This is a genomic window from Sphingobium sp. LB126 (assembly GCF_002795205.1).
GTDB lineage: Bacteria > Pseudomonadota > Alphaproteobacteria > Sphingomonadales > Sphingomonadaceae > Sphingobium > Sphingobium chungbukense.
Genome location: NZ_NETV01000002.1, coordinates 1,025,001 through 1,047,736 on the forward strand (window position 1 = coordinate 1,025,001; position 22,736 = coordinate 1,047,736).

Genomic DNA, 22,736 nt, shown 5'->3' on the forward strand with positions numbered 1-22,736 from the left:
CAGCGGTTCGCCGACCCATGTTTCGGTGTCGATCTGCGCCTGCGCGTCCCTGGTATAGCGTGCGCCCGAGACCGCTTCAAAAGTGAAGATCGCATCCACCGCCGCGAACAGATCGTCAGGTAGGTTTAAAGAGAGCGTCGCGAGATTCTCATCCAGATGCGCGATGCTGGTCGTACCAGGGATGGGCACCACAAAATCCCGCCGAGCCAACGACCAAGCGAGGCAGAGTTGCGCCGCCGTACAGCCCGCTTCGTTCGCCAGTACCCCGAGCCTGGCCGCCAATGTCAGATTCGCTTCCAGATGCGGGGGCTGGAATCGGGGCATCGCATGGCGAAGATCCTCTTTGGATACGCCTTCAGGTCCGACATTGCCGGCCAGGAACCCGCGCGCCAGGGGCGAGAAGGCAACGAAAGCCACATCCATTTCCGCGCAGGCATCCAGCACAGCCACTTCGGCATTGCGGGTCCAGGGCGAATATTCCGTCTGCATGGCGGCAATCGGATGCACGGCATGAGCACGGCGCAAGGTTGCAGCCGACATTTCCGACAGGCCGATGGCACCAATCTTGCCCGCCTCCACAGCCCGGGCCAAAGCGCCGACCGACTCCTCGATCGGCACCTTCACATCCAGCCGGTGGAGATAATAGAGATCGATATGGTCGGTCTTCAAGCGCCGGAGCGAATCCTCCAACACCCGGCTAATGGCGGCGGGCGAACCATCCAGGCCTCGCTTGCCATCAATTTCCGCCAAGACACACTTACTTGCCAAGGTGAACTCCGCCCGGCGATGCATCAGGGTGCGCCCGACCAGTTCCTCATTGGCACCGAAACCATAGAGCGCCGCCGTGTCGAAAAAGGTTACGCCCGCCTCCAATGCGTGAAGCAGTACCCGTTCCGGCTCGGGCCGGGGCAGATAGGCATGGCTCAAATTCATGCAACCCAGGCCAATGGCAGAAACGGTATATGGTCCGATCTTCCGGACGGGCAGGGCTTTGGTCATATCAGCGTGGCATCCCATTCATTGCAGTCAGGCAGCATCGCGTCCCTTGGCAAAGCGCCTGAAAAAGCGTTCGAACTTACAGACAGGAACCCGTGGTTTGACGCAATAGCCGTCAATGGCCCCGTCATGACTTCCCGAAACGGATCAACCCACATCGAGCACGACCGCCTGATCCCGTGCATCACGCAGGCGGATGTAGAGCTTGCCGTCCCTGGGCAACGGAACCGTCAGGATGGACCCGGTGAAACCCTGTACGACCGTCGTCGGCTTTTCAAAATCCGGCGCGCCGCCCACCGCCTCGATCAGGAACAGCTCCTGTCCCTTGATCGTGCAATCCTGCGCCTCGCAAATGACGCCCTCGATATGCGGCAGGCGCGCCAGCGTCACCAGGGGCTGCCAATCGCTCGATCCGCCATGACGCAGCAACCGGAAGCGCAACGGCCCTGACACGGGCGCCAACGCTTCGGGATCGAGTGTCGCCACCATCACATCCGGTCCGGACAGCCTCAGGCCGTTGGCGCTGTCCAGCGTCACCGCCTTCACGCCGTCCGCCGATGCAACCTCCAATGCATCATCCGCCCGGAAAACCGCGCCTTGATCCGCCCGCACCGAAAAAACCAGCCGTCCATCATCCGGCAGCAAATCCTGGCCGGTCAGTCGCAGACCGCGTCCCTCCCCCGTCCGGCGCGAAATGCTCTTGCTGAGCAGCGTCAGCCGCGGCCGGGCATCCTCGACCGTAGCGGCCAGATTGACCGAACGCCCATCTTTCAGCCTGACCCGCGCGGTCACCTGATCGCCTGTCTTGAACGAAGCATCCGTCCCCTTGGCCACCAGCCGCAGCCGGTCCACCGAACCCTCTCGTGTCAACTCCTCGGGACGCAGGACCATGCCCGGCAGTTCGACCGCCGCGACCTGATCCAGTCGCTGGCCCGACAGGATCGCACGATCATCTCCTGCATGCAGGCTTAGTCCATCCAGGCGGCTTGCCTGCGCATAAGCCTTCAGCGGCAACACGGAGGGTGCGGCCATGCCCTGATATTTGACCTCGATCCTGATGTCGCCCGGCTTACGGTCAGCAAGCGGCAGGGTGAGAGCCAGCCTATCCGTCCCCTGCACCGTCCAGGACAGCGACTGCCGAGCGCCATCGCCCTGCCGCAGCACCACGCCTTCGACACAGGCCGGCGCCTCTCCGGTCAACGTCAGCGCATTGTCGCGTCCCACGACCAGCGTCGGCGCTTCGCCCTCCACCTTCCACGACGCATCGCCGGGCAGTTGCAGCGTGAAATCGGGGCCGTCAAACCGCTCGAACCCCCAATAGCCGTAGAGATGCCCCTTCACCGTGCCTTTGAAGACGGCAGGCAACGGGCCATTGCTCCCGACGACATAGCCGCCGCGGTCCGCCCGCGCTTCGACGGGCAGGTCGATCGTCTCGCCGCTTCCGGCGGTCAACCTTACCATCATCTTCCTTGCATAAGCGGTCGAATAGATGAGGGGCGCCCCTTCGACCGGCAGCACAACGCCCGGCCGGGCGGCGCAGATCGGACCACTGGCGGCACTGCGCAGGCGGGGCGGGCTGTCCGCTTCGATCGCGGGCATGCCGACGACCAGCACCGATTTGGGCTTCTGGAAGGAAGGCGCCTTGTTGAGCAGAAGCGCGGCGGTCGCGTCGCGCCGAATGCTGAGCGTCGGCAGATAATCGAACTCGGGATTGCTGAACGCGCCGAATATCTTCGCCACGTCGCGCACGACGCCGATATAGGGGCTGTAGAAGCCATAGCCGGCTTCCCGCGTGGAACTGAGTTGCAGCGCAAGATCGGTCGGTGCACCCGTCAGCGTTTCCGCGATGGAACTGCTGTGCACGTCGGCCAGCACCAGTTGTTCCCGATTTTCGAGCAGGCAGCTCGCCTGGAGCTCGACCACCTTGGACAGGCATTCGTCGTTCAGCTTCATCGACAGGCTGCGCGCCAGTGCCGGGGCGACCGAGCGCAGATATTCGGGATGGCTGTTCTCCTGACGCCGGATCGCCGCCATGAAGGCGTCCAGTCGCGACCGATCGAGCGAGGCCTGGTTCAATTCCTGCGTCGCCCGGATGAATTCACCCGGCTTGCCGCGCACGGCATCGACGATCGTGCTTTCCGCTCCGCCGGTGTCGGGCACCAGGAACAGGGTCATCTGCCGGGCGCCCTTCGGCACGGTCAGGCTGAGGCTATTATCCTTGTCCTTCTTCTTCCAGGTTTCGGCGGCCTTGATCCAGTCCTTGGGCGGCGGATTGGTCGCGCCGCGCAGAAATGTCGACAGCAACAGGAAACGCGCGCCCTGATCCTCAGGCAGGTCGGCCCTGATCGACAGCCTGTCGCCTTCGGCCAGGGTCGGCACCTGGGCGATAGGCAGCAGCTGCGCGCCCCGTGCGACCGTGATGCGCAATCCCGGCCCGCCCAATTCGAACGGCGCCGGCTCGGCGGCCGGCGCCGGCGCGCCCGACGCCAATAAGATCGTCAGGGCCATGCCCGCCGCTCCGGATATCCAGGGCAAGGTCCTCCATCGGCTCGGCAGCGGCATAACGTCCCGGTATCTTTCTGTCAGCGATCCAGATCCGCTGTCCCACATCGCCTCCCCAATTCCAAGAGTAGGGGATATGGCAACAGGTTTTGCGACGAAGGGCGAATGCAGCGGGATGAATGCCCGGCTCAACCCTCCGGTTCAGGCAGGACCAGCGCCGCCAGGTCATGCAGGCTGGGCAGCACCGCGGCCACCAGGGCGCGCTCCGCATCGGTCGCGGGCAACAGGTCGGGCACCATCACCGTCGCCATGCCCGCAGCCGCGGCGGAACGGACGCCCGCATAGCTGTCCTCCACCGCGACCGCATCGGTCACGGCCACGCCCAGGCGGCTTGCCGCAAGCAGATAGGGTTCGGGATGCGGCTTGGGCCGTTCGACATCGTTGCGGGTCACGACCACGTCGAAATAATCGAGCAGTCCCGCCTTTTCGAGCCGCAGACGGGCATAGCGCGCCTCTGTCGAGGTCGCCACCGCCATCGGGATGCCCGACGAAGCGAGCCGCGCCAGCAAGGGCTCAACCCCCGGCCGCACGGGAATGGCCGCCTCCAGCGCCGCCTCGAACAACAGATCGCTGTCGGCATAGAATTGCTCCAGCGGAAAATCCGCGCCGAAATGCTCTGCCAGCATCACCCGGTTCGCATCCCGGTGGATGCCGACCATGGCGAGTTGCAACGCCTCCGAAAAGGGCCAGCCCAAGGCGGCGGCCGCTTCCGCCATCGTGCGGCGATGCTCCGCTTCGGTATCGAGCAGCGTGCCGTCCATGTCGAAAATCACCGCCCGCACCGGAACGGGCAGGCGACGGTTCAACATTGCAGGTTCGGTGTTGGCGAGGGTCGATACTGTCATACCGCCAATATGGGGCTTGGCCGCGGGGTTGACGAGTGCATAGGCTGCATCGGGAGATGCAACAACCGCTCGCGGGAAAACTCCAAGCCCTTGGCACCGTGCGATCTAAAGAGAGGCCTCGATCTCCACTGCCGCCGTCCGCAGCATCTCCACGATCGCATCCTCCTGCCATTCCTTGCGCCCCGGTACGGCGCGCGAGACGGAGATGGCCGCGCGAACATGACCATCCATGCTGTGGATCGGCACGGCAAGGCAGGCGAGGCCCTCCACGATTTCCTCGGCATCGCGCGCAACCCCCGCAGCGCGAACCCGCGCCAGTTCCTTGCGCAACAGTTCCGGATCGGTGATCGTGTTCGACGTCAAGGCGGGAAACGGACCGGTCGCGAGATAGGCCTCCCTGTCCTGCTCGGTTTGATATGCCAGCAGCACTTTGCCGATACCCGAACAATAGGCCTCAAGCTGCATGCCGACCTTGGTGAAAAAGTCGCTGGCTCCCCGACCGGTCTTGATGCGGTAGGTCACCATGTCATTTTCCAGCGTCCCTAGTTGAACGACGGATCTTACGCTTGCGGCAAGGCGATGCAGGACCGGGGCGGCGGCGGCCACGATAAGCTGTTTCTCGTCCACGCTCTGCATCAGGGACAGCAACCGTCGGCCGGGTCCCAATCGACCCCTGGGCATGCGGGCCAGGAACCCTTCGGCCACCAGCGTCGTCACCTGCCGATGAGCGGTCGCAACAGGCATGTCGATAAGCTCGGCGATGGCAGCCACGCTTCGCCCGTCCCGATCGTTCAGGATCGCTTCAAGCATGGCAAGGCTGCGGCTGAGCGCTGCGATGGAGGGTGTTCCATTTCTCACCATATGAGATGGTAGGGCAGAGCCGTACTGGCGGCAAGCCCCTTTCCCATATAGTTTCCACGGCAAATCGAAGGATGAGGATCAGATGACCCGACCAACCCATGAACAGCTCGCACTGCGCCTTCGCGATGCCTATGCCCAAGGTGCGGTGGCCCCCATGCGAGACGGGCTTGACCCGGTAGACGTGGCGGGCGCCTATGCGGTGCAGGCGATCAACACGCGCTTCTGGCAGGCGCAGGGACGCCGCATCGTCGGCCGCAAGGCAGGACTGACAGCCAGGGCCGTGCAACAGCAACTGGGCGTCGATCAGCCGGATTTCGGCGTGCTGTTCGAGGATATGCAGATTGCCGATGGCGGCACGCTGGACCCGGCGCGCAGCCTGCAACCCAAAGTGGAGGCGGAAATCGCCCTCGTGCTCGGCGCCGACCTGCCCGATGCCGATACGACGCCGCAGGCCGTCGCGGCCGCCGTCCGGTCCGTCCATGCCGCCATAGAGATTGTCGACAGCCGGATCGCCGACTGGAAGATCGGTTTCGCGGACACCGTCGCCGACAACGGCTCCTCCGCCTTCTTCGTGATGGCCGAGGAAGGACGCTCCATGGCGGGGACGGACCTCTATGCGGCGGGCATGGTCATGGAGATTGACGGCCGGATCGCATCGCTGGGCGCGGGCGCGGCGGTGCTCGGCCATCCATTGAACGCGGCCGCCTGGCTCGCCTCCACCCTGGCCGCGCGCGGCGAGCCGCTGAAGGCGGGCGACATCCTGCTGACCGGCGCGCTGGGACCGATGGTCGCGCTCGTGCCGGGCAACCATGTGCGCGCGATCGTCGGCGGCATCGGCACCGTTTCCTTCAACTTCGGGAAGGTCTGAAGACCATGCGGAAAACCAAAGTGGCCATCGTCGGTTCGGGCAATATCGGCACCGACCTGATGATCAAGATCATGCGTTTGTCGCAGACACTGGAAATGGGTGCCTTTGTCGGCATCGATCCGGAAAGCGACGGCCTGAAGCGTGCCGCGCGGCTGGGCGTACCGATCACGGCGGAGGGTATAGACGGCCTTGTCGCCATGCCCGAATTCGCGGACATCCGGATCGTGTTCGACGCCACTTCGGCCGGCGCCCACAAACGCAATAATGAAGTGCTGCAAGCCCATGGCAAGCGGGTGGTGGACCTGACCCCCGCCGCCATCGGCCCCTATACCATTCCGCCGGTCAATGGCGACGCCCATCTCGACGCGCACAATGTCAACATGGTGACCTGCGGCGGGCAGGCGACCATCCCCATGGTCCATGCCGTCAACCGCGTCGCCAAGGTGCATTATGGCGAGATCGTCGCCTCCATCGCCTCCAAGAGCGCTGGTCCCGGCACCCGCGCCAATATCGACGAGTTCACCGAGACGACGTCCCAGGCGATCATGGACGTCGGCGGCGCAACGCGGGGCAAGGCGATCATCGTCCTCAACCCCGCCGAACCGCCGTTGATCATGCGCGACACCGTCTACTGCCTGTGCGACGAGGCCGACCAGCAGGCGATCCGCGACAGCGTTCGGCGCATGGTCGAGGATGTGCAGAGCTATGTCCCCGGCTATCGACTGAAGCAGGAGGTGCAGTTCGAGCATGTCGGCTCCAACCGGCCGCTCCACATCCCGGAAATGGCGGACACCGGCCAGACCGATTTCACCGGCCTCAAGGTCACGATCTTCCTGGAGGTGGAGGGCGCAGCCCATTACCTGCCCGCCTATGCCGGCAATCTCGACATCATGACCTCGGCCGCGCTGCGCACCGCCGAGAAGATCGCGGACCGTATCACCGCAGGAGTCCCCGCATGACCTTCGACCCGACCCAGACCAAACTCTATATCCAGGACGTGACCTTGCGGGACGGGATGCACGCCATCCGTCATCAATATGGCCTGGATCATGTGCGGAAGATCGCCCGGGCACTCGACCTGGCGAAGGTCGACGCGATCGAGGTCGCCCATGGCGACGGCCTCAACGGCTCGTCCTTCAACTATGGCTTTGGCGCGCATACCGACTGGGACTGGATCGGCGCCGTGGCCGAGGTGCTGGAACATAGCGTGCTGACCACGCTGCTGCTGCCCGGCATCGGCACGGTGCATGACCTGAAGCGGGCTTACGACCTCGGGGTCCGGTCGGTCCGCATCGCCACTCATTGCACCGAGGCGGACGTGTCGAAACAGCATATCGAGGCCGCCCGCAACCTCGGCATGGACGTGTCCGGATTCCTGATGATGAGCCATATGTCGGAGCCCGGCGCCCTCGCCGCCCAGGCCAAGCTGATGGAAGATTATGGCGCGCATTGCGTCTATGTCACCGACAGCGGCGGCGCGATGAACATGGCGCAATATAAGGCACGGTTCGAGGCCTATGACAGGGTGTTGAAGCCCGAGACCCAGCGCGGCGTCCATGCCCATCATAATCTGAGCCTGGGCGTCGCCAACAGCCTGGTCGCCGTCGAGCAGGGCGCGATCCGGGTCGACGCCTCCCTCGCGGGCATGGGCGCGGGCGCCGGCAACGCGCCGCTGGAGATCTTCATCGCCGCGGCCGACAGCTACGGCTGGAACCATGGCTGCGATCTCTACGCGCTGATGGATGCCGCGGAAGAATTGGTGCGCCCGTTGCAGGACCGCCCGGTCCGCGTCGATCGGGAAACGCTGACGCTGGGCTATGCCGGGGTCTATTCCAGTTTCCTGCGACATGCCGAAAAGGCGTCGGCCGAATATGGCATCGACACCCGCGCGATCCTGACCGAGGTAGGCCGCCGCAAGATAGTCGGCGGGCAGGAGGATATGATCGTCGATATCGCGCTCGATCTGGCCGGGCAGCGCTGACGGGAACAGCCAATTCCCTATCCTCCCCGCCATTTGTAGGGACATGTTCCATAGCAGGTTGATTGACCTGCATGGATATCAGGTCGGGCAGATCCAGGGCCGGTCGACATTTCGGTTACTGACGAGTGGCGCAAAAGCGCATGCTTCGTTCCCATATCGATCGGCCCTGGCCTTTCCCCAACGACAGCCACCCCGTCATGGATCGCCCGGCAGCCTCGCCCGCAGCATCAAATGGCTGGCAAGCCCCGCAATCCCGGTGTAAGGTGCCGCCATTGGCCATGAGGCGCCCCCTCATGCCGAGAGATGCCCGCCTTGCCAAAAAGACGGGCATGTCCCGACAGAGGACTGAAAAAAGAGCGAAGGCGTGTCATGGTGTTCGGCCAGGAGAGCGAACCATGGCTATTGCCCATCCGTCCCATGCCACACCCGCCCGCGAGGATATTGCCATTCGCACCCTCGGCTTCGACGATCTACGGATCGCGCTCAGGCAGGGCTGGGACGATTTCCTCGCCAAGCGCGGCGATCTCGTCTTCATCGGCTTCATCTATCCGGTGATCGTCCTGCTCGCGATCCTGTCCGCCAGCCGGATGTCGATCATGCCGCTGGTCTTCCCGCTGGTCGCCGGATCGGTGCTGCTGGGTCCGGCCTTTGCCAGCGGCTTCTACGAACTGGCGCGGCGGCGCGAAGATGGGCTGGATTCCCGCTGGCGCCATTTCCTGGATGTCGTGCGCAAACCGGGAACGTCGGCGGTGTTCGACCTGACCTGCGTCACGGCGATGCTGTTCATCGGCTGGATGGCGATGGCCTGGCTGATCTACCATGTGACGCTGGAAAATGTGCCGGGTTCGACATCGTCGGTGGGCGCTTTCCTGTCGGCGACGTTCAACACCTCCGAAGGGTGGCAGATGATCGTGCTGGGCAATCTGGTCGGCTTCTGCTTCGCCGTCGCCACGCTGGCGGCCAGCGTCGTTTCCTTCCCGATGGTGGTGGACAAGCCGGTCAGTTGGGGCGTGGCGCTGCGCACATCCTTCCGCGTGGCCTGGCACAATCCGGTGACGGTGGCGGCCTGGGGCCTGATCGTCGTGGCGATGCTGTTCGTGGGCGCGCTTCCGGCGCTCGTAGGCCTTGCCGTGGTGCTGCCCGTGCTGGGCTATGCCACTTGGCATCTCTATACCCGCGCTGTGGTGCGGTAAGGGTCAGCCCTCGGCCATGTCGAGGGCTATGCCGATCAGCGAACGCAGGGTCGGCGCCTCGTCGGCGCGGCGCCAGGCCAGCCCGGTTTCCAGAACCGGCGCCGCATCGGCCAGCGGCAGGTAGCGAACGCCCGTCCGCGCCAGGTTCCGAAGCGAGGCGGGCACCAACGCCAATCCCATTTCCGCCGAGACGAGGCTGATGATCGTCTGCATCTGGATCGCGCGCTGGCGGATCAGCGGCTGGCGCCCCTTCGCCCGATAATGGTCGAGGACGAGGTCGTGGAAGGTTGGCGAGACATGGCGGGGAAAGAGCAACAGAGGCTCGTCCAGCCAGCTTTCGCCGGCCAGCTTCCCCTGCTCAAGGGCAAGCCGCCCCTCCTCCACCCAAAGTTGCGGCACCGCAGCCACCAGCGGTTCCCGCAGCAAGGGCCGATATTCGATCAGCGAGGGCAACGCGGAAGCGGGCGGGATCATGATCCCTGCATCGATCCCGCCCTCGACCAGCGCCTCGATCTGCACGTCGCTGGTCGCCTCCGCCAGGGTCATCTCCACCTCGGGAAAGGCGGTCGAATAACGGCGAACCAGCGCAGGCAGGATGCTGTAGTCGGCGGAACTGACGAAGGACAAGGCCAGCCGCCCTGCCGTCCCTTTCCTCAGACGCTGCGCGGTGGCCGGCAAGGCGCCGATCGCGCCCACCGCCGGGCGGACATGCTCCAGCCATTGCGCGCCGAAGGGGGTCAGCGCGACATGGCGCTTTGTCCGGGCAAAGAGCGGCGCGCCCAACTCCCGCTCCAGCGCCATGATCGATTGGCTGAGCGGCGGTTGCGTCATACCAAGCCGCTCCGCCGCGCGCCCGAAATGCAGTTCCTCCGCCACGGCGAGGAAATGGTTGAGTTGCCGCAGATCCATATCAATCATTCACCACACGACTTTATTACGCCATTCCAATATATTTCACAACCTGTACGAAAAAGCGTAGAGGCGGGCGGAGAGGAATCCGAGGAAAGCGATCCATGCCCCATTATCGTTCACGCACCAGCACCCATGGCCGCAACATGGCCGGCGCACGCGGCCTGTGGCGCGCCACCGGCATGAAGGACGAGGATTTCGGCAAGCCGATCATCGCCATCGCCAACAGCTTCACCCAGTTCGTGCCGGGGCACGTGCATCTGAAGGATTTGGGCCAGCTCGTTGCGCGGGAAATCGAGGCGGCGGGCGGCGTCGCCAAGGAATTCAACACCATCGCGGTCGACGACGGCATCGCCATGGGCCATGACGGCATGCTCTATTCGCTGCCCAGCCGCGATCTGATCGCCGACAGCGTCGAATATATGGTGAACGCCCACACGGCCGACGCGCTGGTCTGCATCTCCAACTGCGACAAGATCACGCCCGGCATGCTGATGGCCGCGATGCGCCTCAACATCCCCGCCATCTTCGTGTCCGGCGGGCCGATGGAAGCGGGCAAGGCCGACATTCATGGCCAGACCATCGCGCTCGATCTGGTCGATGCCATGGTCGCTGCCGCCGACGAAAGCTATACCGACGAGGAAGTGAAGGTCATCGAGCGGTCGGCCTGTCCCACCTGCGGTTCCTGTTCGGGCATGTTCACGGCGAACTCCATGAACTGCCTGACCGAGGCATTGGGCCTGTCCCTGCCCGGCAACGGATCGACGCTGGCCACCCATAGCGACCGCGAGAAGCTGTTCCTCGAGGCCGGGCGCACCATCGTCGACCTCGCCAAGCGCTGGTACGAGCAGGAGGACGCCGCCGTCCTGCCCCGCTCCATCGCCAGCTTCGCCGCGTTCGAAAATGCCATGAGCCTCGACATCGCCATGGGCGGATCGACCAACACGGTGCTCCACCTGCTGGCCGCCGCCTATGAGGGCGGGGTCGATTTCACCATGGCCGATATCGACCGGCTGTCTCGCAGGGTCCCCTGCCTGTGCAAGGTCGCGCCCGCCAAGCAGGACGTGCATATGGAGGATGTCCACCGCGCCGGCGGCATCATGGCGATCCTGGGCCAACTCGACCGGGCGGGCCTGATCGACGCAAGCCTGCCGACCGTCCACAGCGCGACCATGGGCGAAGCGCTCAATCGCTGGGACATCAGCCGCACCAACAGCGCGGCGGTGCAGGATTTCTTCAAGGCGGCGCCCGGCGGCGTGCGCACGACGGTCGCCTTCAGCCAGTCGAACCGCTGGAAGGAATTGGACACGGACCGCGAAACGGGTGTCATCCGCAGCGCGGAGCACCCCTTCTCCAAGGATGGCGGCCTCGCGGTGCTGTTCGGCAATATCGCACCCGAAGGCTGCATCGTGAAGACGGCGGGCGTCGACGAATCCATCCTGACCTTCCACGGCACGGCCCGCGTCTATGAAAGCCAGGACGCGGCGGTCGCGGGCATATTAGGCAATGAAGTGAAGGCGGGCGACGTCGTCGTCATCCGTTATGAAGGGCCCAAGGGTGGGCCGGGCATGCAGGAAATGCTCTATCCGACCAGCTATCTGAAGTCGAAGGGGCTGGGCAAGGCCTGCGCGCTCATCACCGACGGGCGTTTCTCCGGCGGCACCTCGGGCCTGTCGATCGGCCATGTCTCGCCCGAAGCGGCGGAGGGCGGGCTGATCGCGCTGGTCGCGACCGGCGATCCGATCCTGATCGACATCCCGAACCGCGTCATCAAGCTGGCCGTGGACGACGCCGTCATCGCGGAGCGCAAGGCTGAAATGGAGGCGCGAGGCGCCAAGGCGTGGAAGCCCTTCGGCCGCAAGCGCAATGTTTCGCCCGCGCTGCGCGCCTATGCGGCGCTCACCACCAATGCGGCGCGCGGCGCGGTGCGCGACGTCAGCCAGATCGAGAAGGATTGAACTTCAAGGGGGCGCGGCGCACAGGGCGCGCCCCTTCGATCACGCGCCGAGGCGGGATCAGTTGAGCAGGATGTAAAGCATACCGGTCAGCGTCAGGGCCGACGCGCTGCACAGGGCCAGCAGTCCTACACTGCATTGGCACATGCTGTAATGCATACGCTCCATCACACTCTCCCCTGCCGCCAGACTTAAGCTGGTCGACCGGGCGATGATAACAGAGAAGATCGCGCGAATCAAAAAAGTCAGGCGTCCGCCAGCCCTTCCAGTAATTTTTGCAGCGCAGCATGGAAATTCAGCCGCTCCGACGAGTTCAGATTAGCCAATAGCTTCGTCATGAGTTGGCGACGCAAAGGTTCCGCCACGGCGACCGCGGCTTCTCCGGCGGGTGTGAGGGTCAGCCGTTTGACCCGCCTGTCCTCCTTGTCCGGGATCCGCCTGATCAACCCATCGCGTTCCAGACCGTCAAGCGCCTCCGTCGCGGTTCGCGGCGCCACGCCCATGATTTCGGCTATGTCGACGGCCCGCGCATTTCCCGACCGAGCCTTGATGCACATCAGCACCTTCGTCTGGGCCAGCGACGCGCCCTGCTCCGTCATCGCCCGGTCGAAAGATTTGCGCATCAACGCGATGGTGCGGAACAAGTCCGTCAGCAGTTCTTCGTCGGAGACATTCATGAGGGCCCTCAATAAATGGTATTGCACAATACTGCAAGAGCGAGCATAGGGCCAGGATCAATTAACGGGTTCCTTCATGAATTCAGAGACAATGGTTTCCCCCTGCGCATCCGCCGACGATTCGGGCCAGCGCCCCTTCTCTCCGCTCAAGAGCCCCCGCGCCCGCCTGATCCTGCTGCTGGTGGGGTTGGCTCTGATCGTCGTTGGCGTGTTGTGGTTCATCCGCTTCGAAAGTTTCGGCCGATATCAGGAATCGACCAACGACGCATATATCCAGGCCGATTCGATCACCGTCGCGCCCAAGGTTTCCGGCTATGTCGACCGCGTTTTCGTGGACGAGAACCAGGATGTGAAGATGGGCCAGCCGCTGGTCCAGATCGACCCGCGCGACTACCGGGCGCAGGCAGCCCAGTCGCTGGCGCAGATCGACGTCGCCAAGGCCAGCGCCGCCGGCGTCACCGCCCAGATTGCAGAGCAGCGCGCCGCCATCGTCCAGGCAGCGGCGGAGTTGAACGCCTCCAATGCCAATGCCGCCTTTGCGGCCAGCCAGGTGGAACGTTATCGTCCGCTGGCGGCCAGCGGCGCGGAAACCCGCGAACACCTGTCCGAGCTGCAAAATCAGGCTACGCAGGCTCGGTCCAGGGCCGCCGCCGCGCAGGCGACGCTGACCAGCGCGCAAAAGCGGGTCGCCACGCTGGAAGCACAGGTCCGGCAGGCGCAGGCGCAGGGTGAGGCCGCCCGCGCCCAGCTGTCCGCCGCCGATACCGATGTGGAGGCAACCATATTGCGTGCCGCCGCCGATGGCCGGATCGGTGACAGGAGCGTGCGGCAAGGTCAGTTCGTGCAGGCAGCGACCCGCCTGATGACGCTGGTCCCCAAGGCCAGCCTTTATGTGGAGGCGAATTTCAAGGAAACGCAAATGGGCCTGATGCGCGTCGGCCAACCAGTGAAAATCGAAGTGGACGCGTTGCCGGGCATGGAACTGCCCGGCCGGGTGGCGAGTATCGCGCCCGGCACCGGCGCCCAATTTTCGGTTCTGCCGCCGCAAAACGCCACCGGCAACTTCACCAAGATCGTCCAGCGCATCCCCGTTCGGATCGCTGTCAGCGCAGGCCCCGAAACCCGCAAGCTGCTGGTTCCCGGCATGTCGGTCGAGGTGTCGGTGGACACGCGCTCGGCCAAGGACGCCACCGCACAGATCCGCCGGGAGCAGGAGCGGCACAACGCGCGGACCGGCCGATGACCACCGCCGCTCCACAGGTCGCGCCGGTGCCCGAACGCGCCGACGCCGCCGCATGGCTGGCAGTCGCGGCGGGCAGCCTGGGCGCGATGATGGCGACACTGGATATTTCGATCGTCAATTCAGCCCTGCCCACGATCCAGGGTGAAATCGGCGCCAGCGGCACGGAGGGAACCTGGATCGCCACATCCTATCTGGTCGCGGAAATCATCATCATCCCCCTGGCGGCCTGGCTGGAACGGCTGTTGGGATTGCGGACCCTGCTGTTGGCCGCCGCCTTTCTGTTCACGGGCTTTTCCATGCTGTGCGGTGTGGCGAACGACCTGACGACCATGGTGATCGGACGTGTCGGCCAGGGTTTTACCGGCGGCGCGCTGATCCCCACGGCGATGACGATCATCGCCACCCGCCTGCCCCGTTCGCAGCAGCCGATCGGCAATGCGCTGTTCGGCGTCACAGCGATCCTCGGCCCGGTGCTGGGGCCGCTCGTCGGTGGATGGCTGACGGAAAATATCAGTTGGCATTATGCCTTTTTCCTCAACCTGCCGGTCGGCATCATATTGATCACCCTGCTGTTGGTGACGATGCCGTCCCAAAAGCCGCAGCCCAGCGAATTCTGGCAGGCCGACTGGCTGGGCATTGCCGGCATGGCGCTTGGGCTCGGCGGCCTCACCATCGTCCTGGAGGAGGGGCAGCGCGAACAATGGTTCCAGAGCCGGGAAATCGTCATGATGTCGATCGTCTCGGCGATCGGCTTCATCCTGCTGTTCGCTGGCCAGTTGGTCGCGAAACGGCCGGTCATCCGGTTGAAGCTGCTGCTGGATCGGCAATTCGGCGCGGTGGCGGCCATGGGGCTGGTGATCGGCATGATGCTCTATGGCACGGCCTTCGTCATCCCCCAGTTCCTGGCCGCCATCGCCGGCTATGACGCGTTGCAGTCGGGCCGGATCGTCCTGCTGTCGGGCATTCCCAGCCTGATGCTGATGCCCTTGACGCCATTGCTGATCCGGCATCTCGACATCCGGATCGCGGTCGGCCTCGGCCTGACGGTCATGGCGACCAGTTGCTGGATCGACACGGTTCTGACCAATCAGGCGGTCGGCCATGATTTCATCGAATCGCAACTGCTGCGCGGCGTCGGCAGCGTGTTCGGCTTCCTTTTCCTCAACCAGGCCGCCATTGCCGCGGTCCCCCGCGAGGATGCGGGCGACGCCGCCGGCCTTTTCAACGCGGTCCGCAACCTGGGCGGATCGCTGGCGCTGGCGGGCATCGCCACCATCCAGGACCAAAGGACCTGGTTCCACAGCCGCCGCATGGAGGAAAGCCTGAGCGCGAACAGCGGTCAGGTTCAGGATTATATCGGCAGCCTCGGCCATGCGATGGGCAGCCATGACGCGGCCCTGCGCACGGTGGCGGGCACGATCCAGCGAGAGGCGCTGGTCATGACCTACAATGATATTTTCACGATGCTGGCGGTCGGCATCATCGCCGTCATACCGCTGGTCCTGTTCCTGCGTCCCTTGCCCAAGGGGCAAGCGATTGCCATGCACTAAGGCTGTCTTTCATGCGTTCCCTTCTGTCCGCCCTTCCCCTTGTCGCGCTTGCCGCCTGCACCGCCGGACCAGACTATCGTGGGCCGGAAACCGCCAAGGCGGTCAGCCCCGGAGCGCAGTTCGTCCGGACAGCGGAAGGCGTCAGCGCGCAAGCGCCCGCGGCCGCGGCGTGGTGGACGACCCTGGGCGACCCTGTGCTGGACGCGCTCGAAACCCGCGCGCTCGCCGCTAATCCCGGCGTTGCGGTGGCCGAGGCGCGGGTCAGGCAGGCTCGCGCATCCCTGCGTTCGGAACGGGCCAATGCCTTGCCCAGCGCCAATGCCTCCGCCCTCTATGTCCACGCAACCCTGCCGGGGGTCGATTTAGGCAGTTCGAACGGTGACAGTTCCGGCGGGAGCGATCAGTCCGGCAATGACAGCCAGTCGCTCAACCTCTACAATCTGGGTTTCGACGCCAGTTGGGAAGCAGACCTGTGGGGCGGCAAGCGGCGCGGCGTGGAGGCGGCGCGGGCGCAACTCGACGCGGCGCAGGCCAATGTCGCAGACGCGCAGGTCAGTTTGACCGCGGAAATCGCGCAGGCCTATGTCGATCTGCGCGACCGGCAGCAGCGCATGGCTCTGGCGCAGGACAGCGCCGCCCGGCAGCGCGAAATGCTGCGCCTGACCCAGCAGCGCCAGGAACGGGGCACCGCTTCCGCCCTTGAACTGGAGCAGCAACGCCATCAGCTGGAACTGGCGGAGGCCGCCATCCTGCCGCTGAATGCCGAACGCCAGGCCTATCTCAACGCATTGGCCACATTGGCCGGGGAAGCGCCCGGCGCGCTCGACGATATGCTGGGAGAGACGGCAGCCGTCCCCCTGCCCCCCTCCCATGTTGCCGTCGGTGATCCGGCGGACCTGCTCAAGCGGCGACCGGACGTCCGTTCGGCGGAGCGGCAATATGCCGCGGCCACAGCGAAGATCGGCGTCGCACAGGCCGCACGCTTTCCCAGCATCAGTTTCATGGGGCTGATCGGCATCGGTGGCACCCGGGCGGGAGATCTGTTCGATTTCGACAAGCTGGCTACGATCGCCATGCCGCGCTTGAGCTGGAGATTCCTCGATTTCGGCCGCAATGCCGCCCGCGTGGAGCAGGCGGAGGGGAAGCAGGACGAAGCCGCCGCCCAATATCGTCAGTCCATCCTCGACGCCCTGCGCGACAGCGAAGACGCCCTCGCCCGCTTCGGTGCCCAACGGCTGAACGTCGCCAGCGCCGCCCGGTCCAGGGGTTCGGCGGACCGCAGCGCTGCGCTGATGCGTCAGCGTTTCGAAGCGGGCACCGCGACGCGCATCCAGCTTCTCGATGCAGAGCGCCAGAGCATCGCGGCCGGCCAGGCACTCGTCCAGGGCACAAGCGCGATGACGGCCGGCTATATCGCGCTGCAAAAGGCACTCGGCCTCGGTTGGGAAGGGCCGCGTTAACCTTTTCGCAAGGCGTTCCCGGCGAAATGGCGATCCACAGCATCGTGCGCAAAAGCGGGAACCGGTTTTGCGCAAAAAAACGATGCGACATCAAAAAACTAGAGCGCGCGACGCGCTCTAGCCAGGGCGCACCAATGTTGAAAAGAATCCGTACCCAGGATGTCGAGCTGGGCATGTTTCTCCACAAGCTGGAAGGGTCATGGTTTTCCCATCCCTTCTGGAAGAGCAAGATATTGCTGGACGATGCCGAGCAGCTGGCGACGCTGAAGGCCAGCAAGGTCGAATGGGTCCAGATCGACATATCACGCGGCGCGGACGTGAAGCCGAAGGACATGCCGCCGCCACCGCGCGCCGTGGCGACCCTGGATCAGCGCGACCGTCCCTTCGGCCGGGCCGGCGCGACCATCGCGCGGCGCGCTGCTCCCGCTCCGGCCAGCCGTCCCTTCGATCCGCTATCGAAGGAAAGGCTGTCGACCAAGGCCGAAATGGTCCACGCCAACCGCCTCGCCCGCAAGTCGGTACGCGCGATGCAGAAGATTTTCGACGATTCGCGCCTGGGCAACGCCATCAAGCTCAAGAAGCTGGAGCCGATGATCGATGAGATTTCCAGCTCCATCCAGCGCAATCCCCATGCCTTCATGGCGGTGACGCGCCTCAAGAACAGCAGCGAATATCTCTATCTCCACGCATTGTCGGTTTGCGCGCTGATGATCAGCCTGGCCCAGCAGCTTCGCCTCTCGGCAGAGGAAGTGCAGCAGGCCGGCCTTGCCGGATTGCTGATGGACGTGGGCATGGGCCATGTGCCGCAGGAAACCTGGGACAAGGACAGCCCGCTGACCCCCGAGGAATGGGAGGTGGTGAAGAGCCACACCACATTGGCGCATCAATTTCTGGCACTGGGCGGGGAGATGCCCGATGCCGTGCTGGACGTGTGCCTGCATCATCACGAACGGCTGGACGGCAGCGGCTATCCCCATGGCCTGAAGGGTGAGGAGATCGGCCTGTTCGCACGCATGGCGGCGATCTGCGACACCTATGACGCGATGACCTCCAACCGCATCCACCGCCATGGCGAAGACCCCTCCCGTGCCCTGTTGATGCTGGACGAGGCACAGACGCTTTACGATCCTGAAATCTTCCATGCGTTCCAGCAGGCTGTGGGCATCTATCCGATCGGGTCGCTGGTGCGGCTGCGTTCGCATCGTCTTGCCATCGTCGTCGAACAGAATAGGGACGATCTGACACTGCCCGTGGTCCGTCCCTTCTATTCACTGAACGACCGCAGCTTCCTGAAGGCGGAAGATATCGACCTCGCCCATTGCTTCGGCGCGGACCAGATCATCACACGCGAGACACCCGAGGGCTGGGATATGGCGGAATGGCCCACGCTCAGCGCCAAATTGCTGGCGGCGGCAGGCTGAACGGGCGGCCTTGCCGAACAGCCCCCGCAGGTAGATACAATCCGCATGATCGTGCCGAAGGTTCCCCAGACCGCGGCGGCCGTCGCGTTGCATTATGACGAACTTGATCTTGCCTATCGGCGGATCTGGGGCGAGCATGTGCATCATGGTTATTGGCGAACCGGCCGCGAAAGTCCGGCAGAGGCGACCGACGCCCTGGTCGCGCAAGTCGAGGCGCGGCTGGCGCTGGCACCCGGCCAGACGCTGTGCGACATAGGGTGCGGCTACGGCGCCGCTGCCATTCGCATCGCGGCCCGGCATGATGTCGCCATTGTCGGCCTGACCCTCTCCGCCGCGCAAGAAAAGATCGCCAACGCCCGCCCATCCCCGCATTTCACCTGCCTTCGGCGCGACTGGCTGCACAACGACCTGCCCGGAGCGAGCTTCGACAGTGCCTATGCGATCGAAAGCTCCGAACATATGGTCGACAAGCCGCGTTTCTTCCGCGAAGCGGCCCGCATATTGCGTCCGGGCGGGCGGCTGGTGGTCTGCGCCTGGCTGGAGGGCGAAAAGCTGCGCCCATGGGAAATCCGCCATCTGCTCGAACCCATTTGCCGCGAGGGGCGGCTTCCCAGCATGGGCAGTCGCGCCGATTATGAAAAGCTCGCCGCCGATGCCGGCCTTGCCTTGCTTGATTATGAGGATGCCAGCATCCGCGTTCGCCGTACCTGGACGATCTGCCTGCGGCGCTTCGCCCGAAGCCTGTTCGGCGACGCCGACCTGCGGCGACTGGCGCTCAGTCCCGGCATCCGCAATCGCGACTTCATCCTCAGCCTGCCGCGCCTGATCCTCGCGCTGCGTACAGGGGCGATGCGTTATGGCATCTTCGTCTGGGTCAAAGCTTAGCGTGCCCGCGTCCAGCGCCGCGATTGGCAGATGAAAAGCACGCACCCCGTCACCTTGAGCGACCCGTCCGGATTGAGCCCCAATGTCGCGCGATAGCTCCGTCCCGATTGGGGATCATAGGCTCGCCCGCCCTTCCAGACCGCGCCGTCCCGATTGAAACCCGACAGGGTGAGGAGACCCACGATCGGCTGCCCGCGCAAGTGCGGATCGGGATTGTTGATGTCGGTGGCGGGTACGCCGGGTCCTTTGTCCAGCACCCGCACGATCCGCCCGCAAATATGCTCGCCGCAGGGCGCGATCTGCACCACGCCCTTTCGGTCGTCGGTCAACCAAAAGCCCTCGACGCCCGGCATCGGCGTCCCGGCGACAAGAAACAGAAATGCGGAAAAATATCCCATGGCATCACCTCTTCGCGTAGCGGAATATGCTATGAGGAAAGGGTAGAAGAGAGGGTATCATGGCCGACCTTTCGATCCGGTCCCGACAGGCAGAACAGATGGATGCGCCGGACCTCGACCCGGCCGTCTATGAGCGCGTGCTGCACGACCTCGCCAGGGTCAACCGCTGGACGTTCACCGCATGGCCGACCATCGCCTTTCTCAACCGCGCCGTCGGTTCGGCCCGGCGATTTCGCCTGCTCGACGTGGGTTTCGGCGATGGCGACATCCTCCGCGCCGTCGCCCGCTGGGCCAGAAAGCGCGGGATCGAGGCCGAACTGATCGGGGTCGACCTCAATGAGAAGAGCCTCGCCGCGGCCCGCCATGCGACCCCACCGGACCTTCGGATCGACTATCGCGCCGGGGACTATCTCGACCAGCCGGAGCGGTTCGATTTCATCATCTCCAGTCAGGTGACGCATCACATGACGGACGCGCAACTGATGACCTTCCTGCACCATATGGAGGCGAACGCGCGCATGGGCTGGCTGATCTGCGACCTGCATCGGCATGGTTTCGCTCATTGGGGCTTCCCGCTGCTCGCACGGCTGCTGCGCGTCCATCGGATCGTGCGTGAGGATGGCCAGCTCTCCATCGCCCGCGCCTTCCGCGCCGGCGACTGGGCGGTATTGTTGCCGCAAGCGGGCATCAGCCTGGACCAGGTGCGGATCGTGCGCCGCTTTTCCTTCCGCCTGTGCGTCGAGCGGATATGCGGGTAAGCTGCGCGGCCTGCACGCCCAGCGCCGGCATCCAGCGCAGCAACCGCATCAGCACGTCGCGGCCCACAGTCCCCTTCGCGCCATGGCGCAGAGCCTCCGCCACGGCCACCGGACGAAAATTCCGGCGATGCATCCGCCTTTGCCAGTCGGCCGCCGCTTCCGGCCCGTGATCGAGCAAAGCCTGCGCCGCGCTCACGCCGCTGTTCAGCGCCATGGCGATGCCGTCGCCCGCCAGCGAGGCGATCACCGCACCCTGGTCCCCGATACGAAAGATGCCGGGAGACGTCGTGCCCGTTCGCCAGCCATAGGGCACACCGGCGATCGCATCGAAATGCGGCGGGATTGCACCTTTCATCCGCTCGGCGAGACGGGGCGCCTCCACCATGATCTCCTTCATCAACCCCATCACGCCCGCTGCCAGGCGTTCGCGCGCGACGGCAAGGCACAAATTGGTCGTGCCGTCCTCCTGCAACAGCAGCCCCGCATAGCCCCGGTCGAACAGATGCAGTTCGATCGTACCGGCCAGATCGCGCGAACGGCTCGCATCGACCGGCAATTGTGCCCGAAGCCCGGCGGAAGGGGTTTCCTTGCGCCCGTGAAGGTCGCGCGCAAGACCCCGCAACTCATGCTTGCCGGTCGCCAGCAACAAGGCCGCGCCGCTCCATTCTTCACCATCGTCGAAGCGGATGGACCGGCGAACCGGATCGGCCGCGCGCACCGTCCTGCCGCGCAGGAGAACCGCCCCGGCCTTCCCCGCCAACCCGATCAGTGCCTCATCCAGCACCCGGCGCGACAGACCTGCCGCACGATAGGGAAGCGCGAATTCGACACGATGCCCACCGGCAAACAGCCGCAGATACCCCACCGGCCGCGCGCCCAAGGCGAAGGCATCCACGCCCAGATCCCGCAACTCCGCCAGCGCATCCCAACCCAGAAAGCCACCGCAGACGCCGTCATGCGGCCCGGCATGCCGATCGACCAGATACGCCTCCACGCCCCCGCGCGCGAGCGTGATCGCGGCCGCCGCGCCGGCCGGCCCGCCGCCGACGATCAGCACCGGCACAGTCGAGGGGCCCTTGCCATGCATCATCCCATTCCTTCGAACCGGAATCCCTCTGCCGCCAGGCCCGGTCCGAACGCCAACGCCACGCCCTGCCGCGCATGCCCCAGCCTGTCCCCCAGAATGAACATCAGTGTGGAGGAGGACATGTTGCCGAATCGTGCTAGGACGCTTCGCGAGGATGCGAGCGCATCATTCCCGAGCCCCAGCCCATGCTCCACCGCATCCAGGATGGAGCGCCCGCCCGCATGCACCGCCCAATCCTGGATTTCCGCGGGATCATCGCTGCCCCACATCGCCCGGCGGATCGCGGGGACGCCCAGTGCCGTCTGAATGCGCCCCGGCACCTCGCCCGACAAATGCATTACAAAGCCGCTGTCGCCGATTTCCCATCGGATCAGTTCCGCCGAATCTGTCAAATTGAAGGAAAAGGGCCGGTCGATCGCGATTCCGCTGCCTTCCGCCGTCACCAGGGCTGCCGCGGCGCCATCCGCGAACTGGAGCATCATCAGCAACCGCTCTATCTGTCGTTCCGGCTGGAAATGGAGCGACGACAGCTCGACCGTCACCACCAGCACCCGCGCCTCCGGTTCCGACCGGACGATATGCCGTGCCGTGCGCAGGGCTGCGACCGCCGCATAGCAGCCCATGAACCCCACCAACGTCCGCTCGACCCCCTGCAGCCCCAGCCGTTGCGCAATGATCTGATCTATTCCTGGCGCGACGAAGCCGGTGCAACTCGCCACGACCAGATGGCTGATCCGCTCGACCGCCACCTTCTCCTTCAGTCTTGCGACCGCTTCCAGCGCCAGGGCCGGCGCATGGTCGGCGTAGCACCGCATCCGCAGCGAGGTCGGCGGCATCGCCCCACTATAGAAACCGCCCGGATCGACCGGCGATCCCCCCTCCGCTGTCGGCGGCAGGACGCACCAGCGATGATCGATGCCGGATCGCTCCGCCATGCGCAGGAAAAGCTGCCTTTCGCGCGGGTTGTCCAACTGCCGGCCTGCCCATTGGATGAAGGAAGCATGCATGTCCTGCGCGGGGACGGCGCAGCCGATGGCATTGATGCAGGCGCGGACGTCGGTCATCGGGTCGACTTATCTCCTATTTC

At 64.8% G+C, this 22,736-nt stretch carries 20 protein-coding genes (1 of these 20 only partly in view); 11 read left to right on the forward strand and 9 right to left on the reverse strand.

The genetic code is table 11. The annotated features are described in order from the left end of the window. From CAF53_RS20700 to CAF53_RS20715, 4 genes are all read right to left on the reverse strand, one after another. Positions 1-999, reverse strand: partial view of an aldo/keto reductase gene (locus tag CAF53_RS20700; RefSeq protein ID WP_100239433.1) — the 5' portion only. Its footprint begins 6 nt before the window's first position; 999 of the gene's 1,005 nt are visible here — the first part of the coding sequence; the start codon lies at positions 997-999; the stop codon falls past the left edge of the window. Between the two features lie 144 nt (positions 1,000-1,143). Continuing rightward, a complete protein-coding gene (locus tag CAF53_RS20705; protein ID WP_100239434.1) occupies positions 1,144-3,558 on the reverse strand; it encodes a hypothetical protein in 2,415 nt (804 codons plus the stop codon). Positions 3,559-3,686: 128 nt separating this feature from the next. Continuing rightward, a complete protein-coding gene (locus CAF53_RS20710) occupies positions 3,687-4,403 on the reverse strand; it encodes an HAD family phosphatase (RefSeq protein ID WP_046765278.1) in 717 nt (238 codons plus the stop codon). A gap of 105 nt (positions 4,404-4,508) precedes the next feature. Beyond that, positions 4,509-5,264, reverse strand: coding sequence for an IclR family transcriptional regulator (locus CAF53_RS20715; RefSeq protein ID WP_277949210.1), 756 nt, complete (start codon positions 5,262-5,264; stop codon positions 4,509-4,511). An 82-nt stretch (positions 5,265-5,346) separates the two neighbouring features. On the opposite strand from CAF53_RS20715, the gene CAF53_RS20720 reads away from it, so the two are divergent. The 4 genes from CAF53_RS20720 (at position 5,347) to CAF53_RS20735 (ending at position 9,306) form a co-directional block, all read left to right on the forward strand. Then, a complete protein-coding gene (locus tag CAF53_RS20720; protein ID WP_100239435.1) occupies positions 5,347-6,132 on the forward strand; it encodes a fumarylacetoacetate hydrolase family protein in 786 nt (261 codons plus the stop codon). A gap of 5 nt (positions 6,133-6,137) precedes the next feature. After that, positions 6,138-7,091: an acetaldehyde dehydrogenase (acetylating) gene (locus CAF53_RS20725; protein WP_100239436.1), complete on the forward strand. Its 954-nt coding sequence runs from the start codon at positions 6,138-6,140 to the stop codon at positions 7,089-7,091. After that, on the forward strand, positions 7,088-8,113 hold the full coding sequence (gene dmpG, locus CAF53_RS20730; RefSeq protein WP_100239437.1) for a 4-hydroxy-2-oxovalerate aldolase: 1,026 nt from the start codon (positions 7,088-7,090) through the stop codon (positions 8,111-8,113). Before CAF53_RS20725 ends, dmpG begins: the two co-directional genes overlap by 4 nt. 395 nt (positions 8,114-8,508) lie before the next feature. Next, on the forward strand, positions 8,509-9,306 hold the full coding sequence (locus CAF53_RS20735) for a DUF2189 domain-containing protein (protein WP_046765273.1): 798 nt from the start codon (positions 8,509-8,511) through the stop codon (positions 9,304-9,306). A gap of 3 nt (positions 9,307-9,309) precedes the next feature. Here CAF53_RS20735 and CAF53_RS20740 read toward each other — a convergent pair whose 3' ends face one another. Next, on the reverse strand, positions 9,310-10,215 hold the full coding sequence (locus CAF53_RS20740; protein ID WP_046765348.1) for a LysR family transcriptional regulator: 906 nt from the start codon (positions 10,213-10,215) through the stop codon (positions 9,310-9,312). A gap of 104 nt (positions 10,216-10,319) precedes the next feature. Between CAF53_RS20740 and ilvD the strand changes: the two genes are divergently transcribed. Then, positions 10,320-12,173 (forward strand): dihydroxy-acid dehydratase, encoded by a 1,854-nt coding sequence (ilvD, locus tag CAF53_RS20745; protein ID WP_100239438.1) that lies wholly within the window; start codon positions 10,320-10,322, stop codon positions 12,171-12,173. Between the two features lie 242 nt (positions 12,174-12,415). On the opposite strand, the gene CAF53_RS20755 is transcribed toward ilvD, so the two are convergent. After that, positions 12,416-12,847, reverse strand: a complete 432-nt coding sequence (locus tag CAF53_RS20755) for a MarR family transcriptional regulator (RefSeq protein WP_100239439.1) — start codon at positions 12,845-12,847, stop codon at positions 12,416-12,418. Positions 12,848-12,938: 91 nt separating this feature from the next. On the opposite strand from CAF53_RS20755, the gene CAF53_RS20760 reads away from it, so the two are divergent. The 5 genes from CAF53_RS20760 to CAF53_RS20780 all read left to right on the forward strand — a co-directional run bounded on the left by CAF53_RS20760 (position 12,939) and on the right by CAF53_RS20780 (position 19,406). After that, positions 12,939-14,090, forward strand: coding sequence for an HlyD family secretion protein (locus CAF53_RS20760; protein ID WP_100239440.1), 1,152 nt, complete (start codon positions 12,939-12,941; stop codon positions 14,088-14,090). Further along, positions 14,087-15,640, forward strand: coding sequence for a DHA2 family efflux MFS transporter permease subunit (locus CAF53_RS20765; RefSeq protein ID WP_046765268.1), 1,554 nt, complete (start codon positions 14,087-14,089; stop codon positions 15,638-15,640). The genes CAF53_RS20760 and CAF53_RS20765 overlap by 4 nt, the downstream gene beginning before the upstream one ends. Positions 15,641-15,651: 11 nt before the next feature. Next, positions 15,652-17,100: an efflux transporter outer membrane subunit gene (locus CAF53_RS20770; protein ID WP_197707507.1), complete on the forward strand. Its 1,449-nt coding sequence runs from the start codon at positions 15,652-15,654 to the stop codon at positions 17,098-17,100. A 134-nt stretch (positions 17,101-17,234) separates the two neighbouring features. Continuing rightward, positions 17,235-18,521 (forward strand): HD-GYP domain-containing protein, encoded by a 1,287-nt coding sequence (locus CAF53_RS20775; RefSeq protein WP_046765266.1) that lies wholly within the window; start codon positions 17,235-17,237, stop codon positions 18,519-18,521. Between the two features lie 45 nt (positions 18,522-18,566). Further along, entirely contained in the window at positions 18,567-19,406 is an 840-nt protein-coding gene (locus tag CAF53_RS20780; protein ID WP_100239442.1) for a class I SAM-dependent methyltransferase, read from the forward strand. Here the strand turns inward: CAF53_RS20780 and CAF53_RS20785 are convergent. Beyond that, on the reverse strand, positions 19,403-19,804 hold the full coding sequence (locus CAF53_RS20785; protein WP_046765264.1) for a DUF2147 domain-containing protein: 402 nt from the start codon (positions 19,802-19,804) through the stop codon (positions 19,403-19,405). The two genes, CAF53_RS20780 and CAF53_RS20785, sit on opposite strands and share 4 nt — an antisense overlap. Positions 19,805-19,863: 59 nt before the next feature. Between CAF53_RS20785 and CAF53_RS20790 the strand changes: the two genes are divergently transcribed. Further along, the gene (locus CAF53_RS20790; RefSeq protein ID WP_046765263.1) at positions 19,864-20,562 is read left to right on the forward strand and encodes a methyltransferase domain-containing protein; all 699 of its coding nucleotides are present in this window, start codon (positions 19,864-19,866) and stop codon (positions 20,560-20,562) included. On the opposite strand, the gene CAF53_RS20795 is transcribed toward CAF53_RS20790, so the two are convergent. Together CAF53_RS20795 and CAF53_RS20800 are read right to left on the reverse strand one after the other, a co-directional pair. Next, positions 20,492-21,652: an FAD-dependent monooxygenase gene (locus CAF53_RS20795; protein WP_242443544.1), complete on the reverse strand. Its 1,161-nt coding sequence runs from the start codon at positions 21,650-21,652 to the stop codon at positions 20,492-20,494. The two genes, CAF53_RS20790 and CAF53_RS20795, sit on opposite strands and share 71 nt — an antisense overlap. Continuing rightward, entirely contained in the window at positions 21,649-22,713 is a 1,065-nt protein-coding gene (locus tag CAF53_RS20800; RefSeq protein WP_046765261.1) for a type III polyketide synthase, read from the reverse strand. The genes CAF53_RS20795 and CAF53_RS20800 overlap by 4 nt, the downstream gene beginning before the upstream one ends. Between the last annotated feature and the right edge of the window lie 23 nt (positions 22,714-22,736).